This window comes from Sphingomonas sp. PWP1-2 (assembly GCF_049898305.1).
Lineage (GTDB): Bacteria > Pseudomonadota > Alphaproteobacteria > Sphingomonadales > Sphingomonadaceae > Sphingomonas > Sphingomonas glacialis.
Genome location: NZ_JAFCXM010000004.1, coordinates 95,759 through 111,806 on the forward strand (window position 1 = coordinate 95,759; position 16,048 = coordinate 111,806).

General features: G+C 66.8%; 11 protein-coding genes. 6 read left to right on the plus strand and 5 right to left on the minus strand.

Annotation, left to right across the window (positions count from 1 at the left end; genetic code table 11):
- Positions 1-52: 52 nt before the first annotated feature.
- Positions 53-574, plus strand: coding sequence for a bifunctional adenosylcobinamide kinase/adenosylcobinamide-phosphate guanylyltransferase (gene cobU / locus ACP7C5_RS11460; RefSeq protein WP_426264348.1), 522 nt, complete (start codon positions 53-55; stop codon positions 572-574).
- Between the two features lie 13 nt (positions 575-587).
- Here cobU and ACP7C5_RS11465 read toward each other — a convergent pair whose 3' ends face one another.
- Both ACP7C5_RS11465 and ACP7C5_RS11470 read right to left on the minus strand, forming a co-directional pair.
- Positions 588-3,476, minus strand: a complete 2,889-nt coding sequence (locus tag ACP7C5_RS11465) for a PAS domain-containing protein (protein WP_426264349.1) — start codon at positions 3,474-3,476, stop codon at positions 588-590.
- Positions 3,477-3,483: 7 nt separating this feature from the next.
- Positions 3,484-4,959, minus strand: coding sequence for an ATPase domain-containing protein (locus ACP7C5_RS11470; RefSeq protein ID WP_426264350.1), 1,476 nt, complete (start codon positions 4,957-4,959; stop codon positions 3,484-3,486).
- 153 nt (positions 4,960-5,112) lie between these two features.
- Between ACP7C5_RS11470 and ACP7C5_RS11475 the strand changes: the two genes are divergently transcribed.
- From ACP7C5_RS11475 to ACP7C5_RS11485, 3 genes are all read left to right on the plus strand, one after another.
- Positions 5,113-6,261 (plus strand): zinc-binding dehydrogenase, encoded by a 1,149-nt coding sequence (locus ACP7C5_RS11475; protein WP_426264351.1) that lies wholly within the window; start codon positions 5,113-5,115, stop codon positions 6,259-6,261.
- A 152-nt stretch (positions 6,262-6,413) separates the two neighbouring features.
- Positions 6,414-7,121: a hypothetical protein gene (locus ACP7C5_RS11480; RefSeq protein ID WP_426264352.1), complete on the plus strand. Its 708-nt coding sequence runs from the start codon at positions 6,414-6,416 to the stop codon at positions 7,119-7,121.
- A 328-nt stretch (positions 7,122-7,449) separates the two neighbouring features.
- The gene (locus ACP7C5_RS11485) at positions 7,450-8,073 is read left to right on the plus strand and encodes a Crp/Fnr family transcriptional regulator (protein ID WP_426264353.1); all 624 of its coding nucleotides are present in this window, start codon (positions 7,450-7,452) and stop codon (positions 8,071-8,073) included.
- A 7-nt stretch (positions 8,074-8,080) separates the two neighbouring features.
- Here ACP7C5_RS11485 and ACP7C5_RS11490 read toward each other — a convergent pair whose 3' ends face one another.
- The 3 genes from ACP7C5_RS11490 to ACP7C5_RS11500 are packed head-to-tail and all read right to left on the minus strand — an operon-like array spanning position 8,081 to position 13,961.
- Positions 8,081-9,502 (minus strand): efflux transporter outer membrane subunit, encoded by a 1,422-nt coding sequence (locus ACP7C5_RS11490; RefSeq protein WP_426264354.1) that lies wholly within the window; start codon positions 9,500-9,502, stop codon positions 8,081-8,083.
- Positions 9,499-12,702, minus strand: a complete 3,204-nt coding sequence (locus ACP7C5_RS11495) for an efflux RND transporter permease subunit (protein ID WP_426264355.1) — start codon at positions 12,700-12,702, stop codon at positions 9,499-9,501. The genes ACP7C5_RS11490 and ACP7C5_RS11495 overlap by 4 nt, the downstream gene beginning before the upstream one ends.
- Positions 12,699-13,961 (minus strand): efflux RND transporter periplasmic adaptor subunit, encoded by a 1,263-nt coding sequence (locus ACP7C5_RS11500; protein WP_426264356.1) that lies wholly within the window; start codon positions 13,959-13,961, stop codon positions 12,699-12,701. The genes ACP7C5_RS11495 and ACP7C5_RS11500 overlap by 4 nt, the downstream gene beginning before the upstream one ends.
- Positions 13,962-14,051: 90 nt before the next feature.
- Between ACP7C5_RS11500 and ACP7C5_RS11505 the strand changes: the two genes are divergently transcribed.
- On the plus strand, positions 14,052-14,729 hold the full coding sequence (locus tag ACP7C5_RS11505; protein ID WP_426264357.1) for a response regulator: 678 nt from the start codon (positions 14,052-14,054) through the stop codon (positions 14,727-14,729).
- A complete protein-coding gene (locus ACP7C5_RS11510; RefSeq protein ID WP_426264358.1) occupies positions 14,726-16,039 on the plus strand; it encodes a sensor histidine kinase in 1,314 nt (437 codons plus the stop codon). Before ACP7C5_RS11505 ends, ACP7C5_RS11510 begins: the two co-directional genes overlap by 4 nt.
- Positions 16,040-16,048 lie beyond the last annotated feature (9 nt).

Consider the following 16,048-nt stretch of genomic DNA (forward strand, 5'->3'; position numbering starts at 1 on the left):
GTGCCATCGCCAATCCGCTTGCCGCGCGCAAGCCGCGATAAGGACGCTGCCGATGCCCCCCTTTACCAAAAGCCTGTTGGTGCTCGGCGGCGCGCGTTCGGGCAAGAGCCGCCATGCGCAGGCGATTGCCGAGGCGAGCGGCGGCGACCTCGTCTTCATCGCCACCGCGCAAGCCTTTGACGGCGAGATGACCGACCGCATCGCGCGCCACCGCGCCGACCGCGATGCGCGCTGGCGTACGCTCGAGGCGCCGCTCGATCTCGCCGAGGCGATTGCGGCGGAGGACCGGCCGGGCGCGACGATCCTCGTCGATTGCCTGACGCTATGGGCGTCGAACCTGCTCCTCGCCGACGCCGATACCGATGCCGCGGCGCAAACGCTTGTCGCGACCCTCGCGCGGGCCAGCGCGCGAATCGTGTTGGTCTCGAACGAAGTCGGCTTCGGCATCGTCCCCGACAACGCGCTCGCCCGCCGCTTTCGCGACGTAGCGGGGCTGCTCAACCAGCGCGTCGCGGCGGTGGTGAGCGAGGTCGATTTCGTGATCGCCGGCCTACCGCAACGGCTCAAGGGCTAGCGCGTCGGCGCGGTTACGTGCCGTTCCCGACCGCGCCCTCGCCCCCCGTCCCGAGCAAGTCGCGAATCCGTGCGCTCATCACGTCCATCGGAAATGGCTTGGTCAGGATGTGCATCCCGGGATCGAGATGGCCATTCCCGATCACCGCATTCTCGGCATAGCCGGTGATGAACAGGATCTTGAGATCGGGTCGCTTCTGCCGCGCCGCATCGGCGAGCTGACGCCCATTCATCCCCTTGGGCAGCCCGACATCGGTGATCAACAAGTCGATCCGCACGGGTGAATCGAGGATCGCGAGCCCCGCCGGACCATCGGCCGCCTCGAGATAGTTGCAGCCGATGTCGGCGAGCAAATCGGTCACCAGCATCCGTACGGCATCCTCGTCATCGACGACGAGGACTGTCTCGCCACTCGCCAGCGGCAAAGTCGCTTCGGTCGGCAGCGCTACTTCGTCGATCGCGTGCTGGCCGACGACGCGCGGGAAATAGAGGCACATCGTCGTACCTTGCCCGAGCTCGGAATAGATCCGCACTTGTCCGCCCGACTGGCGGACGAAGCCGTAGATCATCGAGAGGCCGAGCCCGGTCCCCTCACCGAGCGGCTTGGTGGTGAAGAACGGGTCGAATGCGCGCTCGATCGTCTCGGCGCTCATTCCCGAACCTGTATCGGTGACGCACAGCGAGACATATTGGCCCGGTGGCAATTGCCGCTCGGCAGCCGCTTTCTCGTCGAGCCATTTGTTTGCGGTCTCGATCGTGATCCGCCCGCCTTCGGGCATCGCGTCGCGCGCGTTGATGCACAGATTGAGCACTGCGTTCTCGAGCTGGTTGGGATCGATCAACGCGGTCCACAATCCGCCGGCGCCGACGACTTCGAGCTCGATCGTCGGCCCGACCGAACGGCGCAGCAGATCGTCGAGGCTGACGATCAGCCGATTGATGTCGGTCGGCCGCGGATCGAGCGTCTGGCGGCGCGAGAAAGCGAGCAAGCGATGCGTCAGCGCCGCCGCGCGCTTGGCCGCCTGCTGTGCTGCCTCGACATAGCGCTCGACATCGCCGGACCGGCCCTGGCGCACGCGGATCTGCATCAGCTCGAGGCTGCCCGAGATCGCGGTCAGCAGATTGTTGAAATCATGCGCGATGCCGCCGGTCAGCTGTCCGACCGCCTCCATCTTCTGCGCTTGACGCAATTGCGCCTGCGCCGCCTCGAGCTCGAGCCGCGCTTCCTTCTCGGCGGTCACGTGGCGCCCGCTGGCATAGATCAGCCCATCGCCCGACGACGCCACCCACGACACCCAGCGATAGCTGCCATCGCGGTGGCGGATGCGGTTCTCGAACTGGCGCAAGGGTTCGACCTGCGCCTGGCGATACGCCGCTTGCGAGGCGAGCGCATCGTCGGGATGGACGAAGTCGTCATAGGCTCGCCCTTCCATATCGCGCGGATACCAGCCGAGGATTTCGGTCCAGGCGGGATTGACCGCGACGAACCGCCCGTGCGGGTCGATCACGCCGAGCAGGTCCTGCGAATTCTGCCAGGTGCGGTCGCGCTCGCGCGTTCGCACTTCGACCTCGCGCTCGAGCGAATCCGCGAGGTCCGCAAGCGCCGTCTCGGCATTGCGGCGTTCGATCGCCGATTGCGTGCGGTTCGCCACATCGCGGATGAATGCGATGTCCTCGGCCGACCAGGGGCGGACCTCGGCATGGTTGAGATAGAGTAAGGCGACGAACTGGCCGTTGTCGACGATCGGCATGTTAATGAACGCGCGCGCCGAAATCGCCTCGAGCGCGCTCGCGCCGTCGGCGGTGCGCGGGTCGAGCCGGGCGTCGGCGATCGCCGCGGTATCGCCGCGCTTGAGATCCTCGATATACGATCCGTAGTCCCGGAAATGGAGCGTGCCGGCTAGGCTCTCGATCCCCGGCATGTTCCAGTCGCGCTTGACGGTGATCGTCTCGCGCACCGGGTCGATCGTGCCGTACCCGGCGCGGCTTACCCCCATCGTCTCGCCGAGGATGCGCGCGGCGAGGAACGACATCTTGTCGGCATCGGTCATATGCCGCAACGCGTCGCCGAGTTCGAGCAGCGCTCGCTGGCGCAGTTCGTCCTGCCGCCGCTCAGTGATCTCGTGCGACACCCCGACCAGTCGCACGATCGAGCCCGACGGATCGCGTTCGACGCGGCCGTTGATCTGTACCCAGTGAAGCGACGCATCGCGCCACAGGCAGCGCGCTTCGAGATCGAAATCGACCCCCATCGCGACCGACTCCGCGAGCGCGTCCTCGAGCAGTGCGCGATCCTTCGGATGGACGGTGTCGATAAGGTCTTCGAAATCGAAGCGATCGTCGGCCCCGCGCCCGAAATGCGCCTTGCTTTCGGGCGCGGCGCTGAGCGTTCGCGCCGGCATCGCCAGCGTCCAAGTCCCGAGCCCGCCCGCCGACAGCGCGAGCTTGAGGCTCGCTTGCCCGTCATTGATTTCCTCGAGCCGCGCGCGCGCTTGATATTGCCGGATGCGCGCACGCGACGCGGCCTTGGCGAGGCTGACGAGCGTCGTCGGATGAAACGGCCGTTCGAGAAAGGTGACGTTACCGAGCGTCTCGAGCAACCGCACCGCACCCGGATTGCGCTCGAGCCCGCCGCCACGCTCGGTCAACAGGATAAACGGAAAGTCCGACCATTCCTGCTGATCGGCCAGGAATGCGGCAAGCTCGCGCAGATCGGCGTTGCGCAGCGCCTCCTCGGTGATGATCGCAAAGCCGGCGCCGCGTCGCAGCGCCGCCACCAACGCCGCAAGGTCGGGCACCGTCTCGGCGACGAGCCCCGCTTCCGCCAGCATCGCTCGCGCGATCGCTCCATCGCGACCACGCGGCGCAAGCACAACGGCACCTTCTGCAAACGTACGGTTCAACGGTCGTTCAAGCCTTCGTGCCAAGGAGCCCTTCGTCGTCCCCCAGCAAGGTCGGCACGCCCCGCAACACGCCCTGAAAGCCCGTCAACGGCTCACCGAGCGTGATCCCGTTGTCGCCGATCATGAACTCGCGGATCGTGTCCTCGTGGGGACCGGTCCGCTTCTTAACGACCGAAATCGCTCTTCGGACCCGTCCGCGCGCTTCGAAATATCGCAGCAAAATAACGGTATCGGCGAGGTAGGTGACATCGACCGGCGACTTCATGTCGCCGACCAACCCGTGCTGCGCGACCGTCAGGAACGTCATCACGCCCTGCCGGTTCAGATATTGCAGAAGCTCGTGCATGTGCAGGATCAGCGCCTGCTCTTCGGGCATCGCCGCCTGATAGCCGTTGAGACTGTCGACGATCACGGTGCGCGCGGCATGCGTCTCGACACAGGCGCGGACACGTTCGGAAAATTCGCCCGGCGTCAGTTCGGCAGCGTCGATCTGCTCGATCACCAGATTGCCCGCCGCGACCATCGCCTGCAGATCGATGTCGAGCCCCTTGGCGCGTTCGAACAGCAGACCGAGCTCTTCGTCGAAGATGAACATCGCCGCGCGTTCGCCGCGCGCGACCGCAGCCTTGACGAATCCGAGCGTCAGCAGCGACTTGCCGGTCCCGGCCGGGCCGAGGATCAAGGTGCTCGCGCCGCGCTCGAACCCGCCACCGACCAGCGCGTTGAAGGCGGGATCATCGACCCCGACGGTCTCGCGGGTGAAAGCGGTCTTGTGCTCGGCCGCAACCAGCCGCGGAAACACGCGGATCCCGCCGGTCCCGATAACGAAATCGTGATAGCCACCAAGATATTTGCGGCCGCGATATTTGAGCACGCGCAGGCGGCGGCGCTCGGCGCCGTAATTCGGCGACAGCTCCTCGAGCCGGATCACCGCATGCGCGACGCTGTGGACGGTCTTGTCGCCGACATCGGCGGTGAGATCGTCGAGCATCAGGACCGTCGCGTCGGCCTTGGCGAAATAATGCTTCAGCGCGAGGATCTGGCGACGATAGCGCAGCGAGCTTTGCGCCAGCAGACGGATTTCGGACAAGCTGTCGAGTACGACGCGCACAGGCCCGATCCGCTCGAACGATTCGAAGATCCGCTTGGTCGTCTCGCCAAGCTCGAGATCGGAGGAATAGAGCAAGCTCTGTTGCTGATCGGCGTCGAGCAGGCTTTCGGGCGGCACGAGTTCATAGATATTGAACCCGTCGGCGAAGCTCCAGCCATGCGATGCAGCGCCATCGCGCAACTCTTCTTCGGTCTCCGATAAGGTGATGTAGAGCGCGCGCTCTCCCGCCGCGACGCCCGCCAACAGGAATTGCGTGGCGATCGTCGTCTTGCCCGTACCGGGGCTTCCTTCGAGGAGAAACAACCGCCCGCGCGAAAGGCCGCCGGCCAGAATGTCATCGAGGCCCGTCACCCCGGTCGCGCAATTGTCCATCAAGCCTCACTACACCATCGTCGCTTCGCTTCGTGCCACGCGCCGACGTCTTCGATCCCTACCAAACCGTCGCCGGGGAGAGAACCACGTTCGCACTCGCGCGCGGGTCACTCAGCGGCTAGGGATGGCGCTACTATAAGATAGGAAATCCCGATGACCGATCCTGTTCCAAGCACTGGCCTCCAATTGCTGTCGCGCGTCACCAAGGACGCGCATCTCGAGGTCTCGCTGATCGACCAGCCGGTTCCCGCGCCGCGCGACGATCAAGTCGGCGTCAAGGTGCTGGCAACGCCGATCAATCCGTCCGATCTGGGATTGCTGTTCGGCGCCGCCGACATGAGCAGCGCTGTCGCGACGACGCGCGACGGCCATCCGCTCGTCACCGCCGATGTGCCGCCAGGCGGAATGCGCGCGATGGCGGGCCGGCTCGATGAAGCGATGCCGGTCGGTAACGAAGGCTCGGGGATCGTCGTCGCAGCCGGCGCCTCGCCCGCCGCGCAGGCACTGCTCGGCAAGACCGTCGCGATGCTCGGTGGCGCGATGTACGCGCAATATCGCGTTCTGCGCGTCGCCGAGTGCATGGTGCTCCCCGACGGCACCGCGCCCGCCGATGGCGCATCGTGCTTCGTCAACCCGCTGACCTCGCTCGCGATGACCGAAGTGATGCGGCGCGAAGGCCACACCGCACTGGTCCACACCGCCGCCGCATCGAACCTCGGCCAAATGCTCGTCAAGATCTGCCTCAAGGACGGGATCCCGCTCGTCAACGTCGTCCGCAGCCCGGCGCAGGCCGAGTTGCTGCGCGGGATCGGCGCGGTGCATGTCGCCGATTCGAGCCAGCCCGACTTCCTCGAGACGCTGACCGCGATGATGGTCGAGACCGGCGCGACGCTCGCCTTCGACGCGATCGGCGGCGGCAAGCTGGCCGGGCAGTTGCTCAGCTGCATGGAGGCAGCCGCAGTCAAGCGGATGACGACCTATAGCCGCTACGGATCGGACACCTTCAAGCAAGTCTATATCTATGGCGGGCTCGACGTCGCGCCGACCACGCTCAACCGCAACAGCTTCGGCTTCAGCTGGTCGCTCAGCGGCTTCCTGCTGACGCCATTCCTCGTCAAGATCGGCGCCGAGGCGGTCCAGGCGCTCAAGGATCGCGTCGTTGCCGAGCTGACGACGACCTTTGCGAGCCACTACACGCACGAAATCTCGTTGGTCGAGGCGCTTCAGCCAGACGTGATCGAAGCGTATAATCGCCGCGCGACGGGGACGAAGTATCTGATCTGCCCGCACAAGGCTGGCTGATCGCCGCAGGGCGAACGTCAGGCACCCCTAACGGGATACACCCGCCTGACGTTCGCCCGGGCCATCCGCTGCGCATTGAGGAACCGACCTGCACGGCAAAGCGTTCGAGTGGGTTAAACCCGCTCGAGGTGGAATCCGTGGCCCGACACCGAATGTCCCTGGAGTGTGCCCCTTTTGCCGAGACCGCCGGATTGCGCGCCGATCTGGCGGAGGTGAAAGCACAGCTCCGCGCGGCACGGTCGGCGCTCGACGACGAGCGCGACCGCGCGGCCCAGCTGATCACGACGATTCGATCGATCGTCTCGCAAAGTCCTGCCTCGGGCGAGCCGGCCGATAGCATTGCGGACCACTTTGCCGCACGGCTCGACGTCCTGGCACGCTATCACCGGCATCCCAGCGAATCGCACGACCTGGAAATGCTCATTCGCGATGAACTGCGCGAATTCCAATTCGGATGGGATCCGCGGATCACGATCGGTGGTCAGATCACATGGGTCCAGCCCGCACAAGCGCAAGCGCTGGCGCTCGCGTTCCACGAACTGATCATCAATGCTCTCAAGTTCGGTGCCTTGTCGCACCCTGGCGGCAAGCTGCAGATCGCCTGGGTGGCGACGACCAGCGAGCTGCGGCTCGATTGGACCGAAACCGGCGGCGCCGTCGAGCAAAACGTCGCCCACCATCACGGCTTTGGGCGCGAACTGATCGAGCAAGCGCTGCCCGATCAACTCGGTGCGCGCACGCACTTCGCGTTGCGAGCGGACGGACTCCACTGCCGAATCGGATTGCCGCTCGGTTCGCGCCACGCCTTCACGCACCGCATCGTCGCGAACATCCTATCGCAGAGCACCGCATTACAATAAATTTGGTTGGGGCGGTTCCGCGTCGCTGACATAGATACGGCACAGTATTGTCGAACTATTTGACGCGATTGATCTACATTATTGCCATTCTTACAGGCTTTCCGCAGTATCGGGTGTCAGCGAGTACGCCATGCCTATGGCGCTGGAGTGTTCACCCCAAATTACTCGGGCTATCATGGACCAGCAGACTGCTCCGCACGACTTCGACCAGGCGAAACGGGGGGCACACGTGCTCGAAGACCCGTTTGTACCGCTGTTGGCCAAATTACAGCGCGTCTCGCACCTCGACGGAGACGACCTCCTGGCGATTCGGGCGTGGCCGATTCGTATGCAGAACGTGCGCGGCAACGGCTACCTCCTGCGCGACGGGCAAATGGTGCGCGACTGCAGCCTGGTCCTTGAAGGGCACGCCTTTCGCAGCAAACTGACCGGCGTCGGGCAGCGCCAGATCCTGTCCTTCCACCGCCGCGGCGATATCGTCGATCTCCACCATCTCGAACTGCGCACCGCCGACCATAATGTCCAGGCGCTCAACGAGGCGCGGATCGCCTGGATCCCGATCGAGGCGATCCGCGCGACGATCGACGCGCGCCCGAACGTCGCGCGCGCGTTGTGGCGCGACAGCTTGATCGACGGATCGATCCAGCGCGAATGGATCCTCAACGTCGGTCGGCGCGACGCGCGGACGCGGATCGCGCATTTGCTGTGCGAGCTGATCTATCGGCGCGAAGGGCCGCCGCTCGACGACGCGCAACGCCGTTTCGAACTGCCAATGAGCCAGGAACAGATCGCCGACGCGACCGCGCTCACCCCGGTGCACGTCAACCGCATGCTGCAGAATCTCGAGGCCGAGCAGCTGATCGCCCGCGAGCGCCGGATGTTCGTGGTGCAGGATTGGGACGCATTGTGCCGCGTCGCCGATTTCGACCCGGCGTATCTGCACTTCGATTGATCCGCGCTTAGCTCGGCGGCACGCCACCACCCGCTGCCTGGAACAAGGCGACGGTATCGCTGAGCCGCGCCGCCCGCGCCTGGATAACGAGCGAGCGCGCCTGCGCATCGGTCGCGGTCGCGTTGAGCAAGGCGAGCGTCCCGACATCGCCGAGCGCGAGCTGCCGCCGGATGAAGCCAAGCGCACGCGCCGACGAATCGCCCGCGCGCGACGCCGCGTCATAAGCGTCGGCATCGGTCCGGAGCCCGGTGAGCGCATCCGACACGTCGCCGAACGCCTGGAGCACGGTCGCGCGATATTGCGCCTTGGCCGCATCGAGTGCCGCCTCGGCGGCGCGTTGCTGATGCCGCAGGGCGCCGGCGTGGAAGATCGGTTGCGTCACACCGCCGAACACCGACCAGAACGGATTGCCGCTTTTGAACATATCGAACAAATGCTGCGCGGTGCCGCCGCCGGTGGCCTCGAGCTGGATGCTCGGCAGTCGTGCCGCGATCGCCGTCCCGACATCGGCCGCAGCGCCCTCGAGCTGCGCACGCGCCGCGCCCACGTCGGGTCGTCGCGCGACCAGGTCTGATGGCAGCAGCACCGGCAAATCCTGCGGCAGCGCGAGCGCCGCCAGCGACGGCAGCGCCGGGAGCGTGCTGCCAGGGGTACGCCCGATCAGCGTGGCGATGACGACGCGCTGATGCGCCTCGGCGCGGACCAGCGCGGGAAGCGCGCTCTGCGCGTTGGCGAGCGCCGCCTGTTGCGTCGCCACATCCGCCGCGCCGACCGCGCCGAGTTGCTGCCGCTTCAGCAATTGCGCGAGGATGTCGCGATTGACCGAGACGCTCGTCTGGAGCGCCGCGATCTGGTCGGCGAGCGAGGCGCGCTGGATTACCGCCTGGACGAGATTGGCGAGCACCGTGGTGCGCGCGGCGTCGAGCCGGTGACGCTGCACTTCGGCCAGCGCGCGCGCCGAGCGGATGCGCGTCTTGATGCCGCCGAAGAGATCGGGATTGTAGCTGACGCTAAGCTGCGCGGTGTGGAGCGTGTAGAGCTGCTGGTTCGAATCGATCACCGCAGGGGAGAGCGCATTCGACACGCGCGTGCGCTGCGCCTGGTAACTCGCGTCGACCTGCGGCAGCGCGCTGCCTGCGGTGGCCGATGCCTGCTCGCGCGCCTGGCGCAGCGTCGCGTCGGCGACCGCGATGTCCGTCGCATGCCCGAGCGCTTCGCTGACCAGCGCATCGAGCTCGATGCTGCCGAAGGCGCGCCACCATTCGCGCGGAACTTCGGCAAGCCGGGTGACCTGGGTCGGCCCCTGCGGCGGCGCAAAGCTCTGCGGCGCCATCGCCGGGGGCAGCGCGACCGGCGGCACCACCGCGCCCGGCCCCATTGCGCAGGCGCTCACGCCAAGCGCGAGCAGGCTGATGGCGATCCGCTTCATGCCAGCGTCTCCCCCTCGGCCGCGGGATGCGGATGATGCCCGACATCGCGGCCATGCGCGCCGCGATCCTCGGGCGCGACACGATGCGAGAACAGGTCGATCAGCACCGGCAGCACGAGCAGGATCAGGATCGGCGCGAGCGTCATCCCACCGACCACGACCAGAGCGAGCGGCTTCTGAACCTGGCTGCCGATCCCGTTCGACAAGGCCGCCGGCAGCAAACCGATCGCCGCGACGAGGCAGGTCATCACCACCGGACGCAGGCTGTGCCGCACCGTCGTCGCGATCGCGCCTGAGCGCGCGACGCCCTCGTCGATCGCGTGATTGAAGGTGGTGACGACGAGGATGCCGTCCATCACCGCGATCCCGAACAGCGCGACGAAGCCGATCGCCGACGAAATGCTGAACGCCGTCCCCGACACCGCGAGCGCGACCACGCCGCCGATGATCGCCATCGGGATCGCCGAAAAAGCCAGCAGGCTGTCGCGGATCGAGCCGAAATTGGCGTAGAGCAGCAGCAGGATCAGCAGCAGGCTGATCGGCACGACGACTTCCAGCCGTGCGACGGCATTGTTGAGATTGTCGAGCTCGCCCGCCCATTCGAGATGATAGCCCGGCGGAAGATGGACGCTCCGCGTGATCTCCGCGCGCGCCTGATCGACCGCACCGCCGAGATCGCGCCCGCGGACCGAGAATTTGATCGGGATGTAGCGCTCTTGATGCTCGCGATAGATGAACGACGCGCCCGAGGTCAGCTTCACGTCGGCGACTTCCGACAGCGGCACCTGGATCGTCCCCGTCCCGTTCGGCGAAGGCGCACCGACGGTGATGCGGCGGATCGAATCGATGCTGTCGCGCTGTTCGGCGCGTAGGCGAACGATGATCGGGAAGTGGCGGTCGGTGCCCTTCTCGTACAGATCGGCGCTCGATTGCCCACCGATTGCCGCGGCGACGGTGGCGTTGATGTCGTCGGGGGTCAGGCCGTAGCGCGAGGCGCGCGCGCGATCGACGTCGATCCGCACGGTCGGCTGCCCGAGCGACTGGAACACGCCGAGATCGACGATGCCGGGGACCTTGGCCATCTTGTCCTTGATCTGATCGGCATACTTTTCGAGCGTCGCGAGGTCGGGGCCGAACAGCTTGATCGAATTGGCGCCCTTCACCCCCGAGGCGGCTTCCTCGACATTGTCCTCGATATATTGCGAGAAGGAGAAGTCGACGCCCGGGTATTTCGCCTGGAGCTTCTTCGACAGTTCGGCGGTGAGTGTCTCCTTGGTCACGCCCGCGGGCCATGTCCCGAACGGCTTCAACGGCACGAAGAATTCGGCGTTGAAGAAGCCCGTCGAATCCGTCCCGTCATCGGGCCGGCCATGCGCCGAGAGCACCGATTCGACTTCCGGGTAGCTGGCGATCATCCGCCGCACGCCGTCGACCACCGGCTGCCCCGCCTCGAGGCTGATCGACGCAGGCAGGCTCGCGCGGATGTACATATTGCCTTCCTCGAGATGTGGCAGGAATTCGATCCCGAGCGAGCGCACCCCGACCATCGCCGCGACGAGCAGCAGCAACACGCCCCCGACCGCAAGCACGCGGTTGCCGAGCGCGAAGGCGGCGGCGGGTTCGTAGGCGCGGCGCAGCTTGCCGACGATCCACGTCTCGACCTCGGACAGTTTGTCGGGGAGCAGCAGCGTCGCGAGCACCGGGGCGACCGTGAAGGTGGCGATCAGCCCGCCGGTGATGGCATAGGCATAGGTCTTCGCCATCGGACCGAAGATATGTCCTTCGACCCCGGTCAGCGTGAACAGCGGCAGGAAGCTCGCGATGATGATGGCGGCGGCAAAGAAGATCCCGCGGCTGACCTCATGGCTCGCGCCGAGCACCGCCGAGAAGCGGCTCGCCAGCGTGTAATGCCCCCCGGTTCCAGCCAATCGCCCGCTTTCGACATGCGCCGAACGTTCGACCATGTGGCGGAAGACATTCTCGACCATGATCACGCTCGCATCGACCACCAGCCCGAAATCGAGCGCGCCGACCGAGAGCAGGTTCGCGCTTTCGCCCTGCAGCACGAGGATGAGGATCGCGAAGGCGAGCGCGAACGGGATCGTCGCCGCGACGATGATCGCGCTGCGCAGGTTCCCGAGGAAGGCCCATTGCAGGAAGAAGATCAACGCGATCCCGGCGACGAGATTTTCGAGCACGGTGTGGATCGTCAGCTTGATCAGATCGGAGCGATCATAGACGCGGTCGAGATGCACGCCCGGCGGCAGCAGCCCCGAGGCGTTGATGTCGGACACTTCCTTCTGCACCGCCTGGATCGTCGGCATCGACTGCGCGCCGCGCTGCATCAGCACGATGCCCTGCACGATGTCGTCTTCATTGTTGTATCCGGCGATGCCGAGCCGCGGCTCGTTGCCGATCTGAACGCGCGCGACGTCCTTCAACAGGATCGGCTGGCCGTTCGCGCTGCCGACCAGCACGTTCTCGATTCCCGAGCCCGACTGGATCAGCCCGACGCCGCGGACGATCGCCGCCTGTGCGCCGAAATTGATCGTCTGCCCCCCCACATTGCCGTCGCTCTTGGAAAGCGCAGCGAGCACTTGCGACACCGTGACGCCGTGCGCCGCGAGCCGGTCATTGTCGATCACCACGTCATAGGCGCGCAGCTTGCCGCCCCAGCCGGTGACGTCGATCACGCCCGGGATGCGCTTGAAGCGGCGTTGCAGCACCCAGTCCTGCAGCGTCTTCAAATCCATCACCGAATAGCCCGGCGGCGCGGTGATCTTGTAGCGATAGATCTCGCCCACCGGACTCGTCGGCGACAGCGTCGGCTGCGCACCGCCCGACAAAGGCGGGAGCTGCGACAGGCGGTTGATCACCTGCTGCTTAGCGGCCTCGTTGGTGAGATCATAGCTGAACTGGATCTTGATGTCCGAGAGGCCGAACAGCGAGATCGCGCGGATCGCGGTGAGATGCGGGATACCCGCCATCCCGACTTCGATCGGGATGGTGACGTTGCGCTCCATCTCCTCGGCCGACAGGCCTTGCGTCTGCGTGATGACCTCGACCATCGGCGGGACGGGATCGGGATAGGCCTCGATATTGAGGTTCCAGAAGCCGATCGCCCCCGCCACCAGCATGGCGGCGAAGATACCGACGATCAGCAGCCGCTGGCGCAGCGAGAATTCGACGATTCTGTTCATTCGCCCAGACCAGCCTCGTTGACGAACAACGCGCCCGCCGTGACGATCCGCTCGCCCGGCTTGAGCCCGCTCAGGATGACGACCTGGCCGTCCTGCTCGTCGCCGGCGGTGATGGCGCGCGCCTGCAACAGCCCATCGGGCCGGACAACCCAGACGCGCGCGCTATCGCCTTCATGGATCACCGCCGCGACCGGAACGCGCAGCGCCGCGCTCTGCTGCGCCCGCTGGATCGAGAAGCTGGCGAACATCTGCGGTTTCAGCGCGCCGTCGGGATTGGCGATCGTCGCGCGCACCGGCAAGCGGTGCGTCTGCGGATCGAGCGCGGCGCCGACCAGGTCGATCGTCGCGTGGAAGCTGCGCCCCGGCAGCGCGGGGGTGGTGACCGTCACGCTATCGCCGACATGCACTGCGCTCGCATCGCCCTCGGCGAGTTGCGCGATCAGCCAGACGTGCGACGGATCGGTAATCGTCATCACCGGCTTGTCGCCGCCTTGCGCGACATATTGCCCCGCCGCCACGTCGCGCGATGCAATCAGACCGCCGACAGGGGCGTGAAGCGTCGTGCGGTCGTGGATCCCCGACACTTCGCCGACACGTTCGAGCGCGCCGATCTCGCCCGCCGACTTGCCGAGGATCGCGAGCTTGTCGCGCGCCGCGCCGAGCGCCGCCGCCGCGGTGCGCGCCGTCGCTTGCGCCGCGATCAGGTCGGTCTGTGCCTGTTGATAATCCTTCTGCGCGCCGCCTGCGGTTTCGAAGATCTGCTTCTGGCGTTCGGCGTTGCGGGTCGCAGTGGCGAGTTGTGCTTGCGCGTTCTGGAACGCCGCGCGTGCACTGAACAGGCCGCTGCGCGCATCGACGAAATCGCTCGTCTGGATCAGGAGCAGCGGCTGCCCCGGCTTCACATATTGCCCGGCATCGGCGAGCACTTTCACGACTTGCCCGGCATAGGGCAGCAGCACCGGCGTGCTGCGATCGCCGTCGACGGTGATCGCCCCGCTCGCCAGCGTGCGATGATCCGACTCGCCGACACCGACGCGCAGCGTCTTGAGCCCCGCCATTTGCTCGCGTGTCAGCCGGAGCGTGCCGGGCGGGGTCGTCGGCGGCGGTGCTGCATCGTGGTGGAACAGCGCGGCGAGCGCGCTCCACAACAGCGCCAAGCCGATCGCCACCCCTCCAACGATACCGAGCCAGCGCATTTGCGTCGCGCGCGACAGGCTACGGGTGGGGGGCAGCGCCTGGGGGGGAACGGTCGTGTGCATCGAAGGACCTGCTGTGATTTGGCTGTCAGCCCTAGGCGCGCTCGCTTACAGTCGGCTTACAGATGCCGCAGTGCACACAGAAAAGGTCCGATGCGCGTACTATTGGTCGATGATGAGCCCGCGGTCGCGACGGCGCTGGCGGATGCGCTGGTCCGGCGCGGCGTCGCGATCGACCATGCGTCGACGATCGAAGCCGCCGAAGCCTATCTCGAAGCAAGCGACTATGCCGCGGTGCTGCTCGATCTCGGCCTGCCCGATGGCGACGGGATGGGCCTGCTCACGCGAATGCGCGCGCGCGGCGATACGCGTCCCGTCCTCGTCCTGACCGCACGCGGGGCGATCGACGCGCGGATTCTCGGGCTCAACGCCGGCGCCGACGAATATATGGTCAAGCCGTTCGACCTCGACGAACTCCATGCCCGGCTGCTCGCGATCCTGCGGCGGCGCGACGGGCATGTCGGACGCGCGCTGCAATGCGGCGCGCTCAGCTTCGCGGTCGAGACGCGCGTCGCCTCGGTCGGCGATCGCGTGCTCGGCCTGTCGGCGCGCGAGACCGAATTGCTCGAGCTGCTGCTGCGCCGCGTCGGCAAGGTCGTCCCCAAGCGGATCGCCGAGGACCATCTGTTCGGGCTCGACGGCGATCTCGGATCGAATGCGATCGAGGTCTATGTCCACCGCTTGCGCAAGCGGCTCGACGAGGCGGCGACGGGTGCGCGGATCGAGACGGTGCGCGGCGTCGGCTATATGCTGCTCGCCACGCCGGCATGATGCGCGCGCCGCGCTCGCTGCTCGGGCAATTCGTTGTGCTGCACATCGCGGTCGCACTGATCGCGACGCTGGTGTTGCTGTGGAGCGCGACCACGCTGCTCCACCAGACCGCCGATCGTTTCCAGCGCAGCTTGCTCGTTCGGCAGGCACAGGTCGTCGCGGCGGCGCGCGCCGACGGCGCTGGCACGATCGCGGCCATCCCGCTGATCAACGGCATGGCGGTCGCCACCTTCGGCAGCGATCGGCGGATCGACCGCAGCAGCGGCCCCGCGCGGCGCGCCGTGCTTGCCGCGGCACCGCTCGACAGTCGCGCGCATTTCTTCCGTCGGGGCGCGGTCGAGGGGTATAGCCTGCCGACGCGCGGCGGCTGGATCGTCGTGTCGCAGGACGACACCGACCCCGAGGTCATCACCGACGATATCGTGCGCACCTTCCTCAAGCGCTTCGCCTTGCTGACGCTGCCGATCGCCGCGCTGGTGCCGTTGATCGGCGTGCTGCTCGCGCGGCGGCTGACGCTGCGGATGCGCGCGGTGTCGGCGATCGCGGCGACGATCGGCCCGCAATCGTTCGACACGCGCTTGCCGCGCGGGGTGCTTCCCACCGAGGCCGAGCCGCTCGCCGAGGCGACCAATGCCGCGCTCGACCGGCTGGTCGCAGCGCTCCACATCCAGAGCGCGTTCGCCGCCGATGTGTCGCATGAACTGCGCACCCCGCTCGCCGCGATCCGGCTGCGCGCCGACGCGGTCGCCGATGCGGGGGTGCGTGCCGACCTGATGGCGTCGGTCGATCGCGCGGCGCGCGTCATCGGGCAATTGCTCGCGCTCGCCGAGCTCGAGCAGCCGCACGTCGTCGAGGCCGAGGCGTTCGATCTGGTCGCGCTCGCCACGCAGGTGGTCGCCGATCGGGCACCGGGCATCGTTACCGGCGGCCGGTCGATCGCGTTCGAGACCACGACCGATGTCGCTCCGGTCCACGGCTATCCCGATGCGATCATCCTCGCGCTCGAGAACCTGGTCGACAATGCCGCGAAATACACGCCCGTCGGCACGGCGATCATCGCCCGGGCGGGCCCCGGCGCACGGTTGAGCGTGACCGATGACGGCATCGGCGTACCAGCGGCGCAGCTTGCACGGCTAAAGGACCGCCTCTGGCGCGGCGCCGATCGCGGCATCGAAGGATCGGGCATCGGCCTGTCGCTGGTCGAGCGGATCGCACGCGCGCACGGCGGCACGCTGACGATCACGCCCGGCCCCGCGGGGCGCGGCCTGGTGTTCGAGATCGTGCTGCGCGACCCAGCCACGCCGCACTGACCAGCCTCA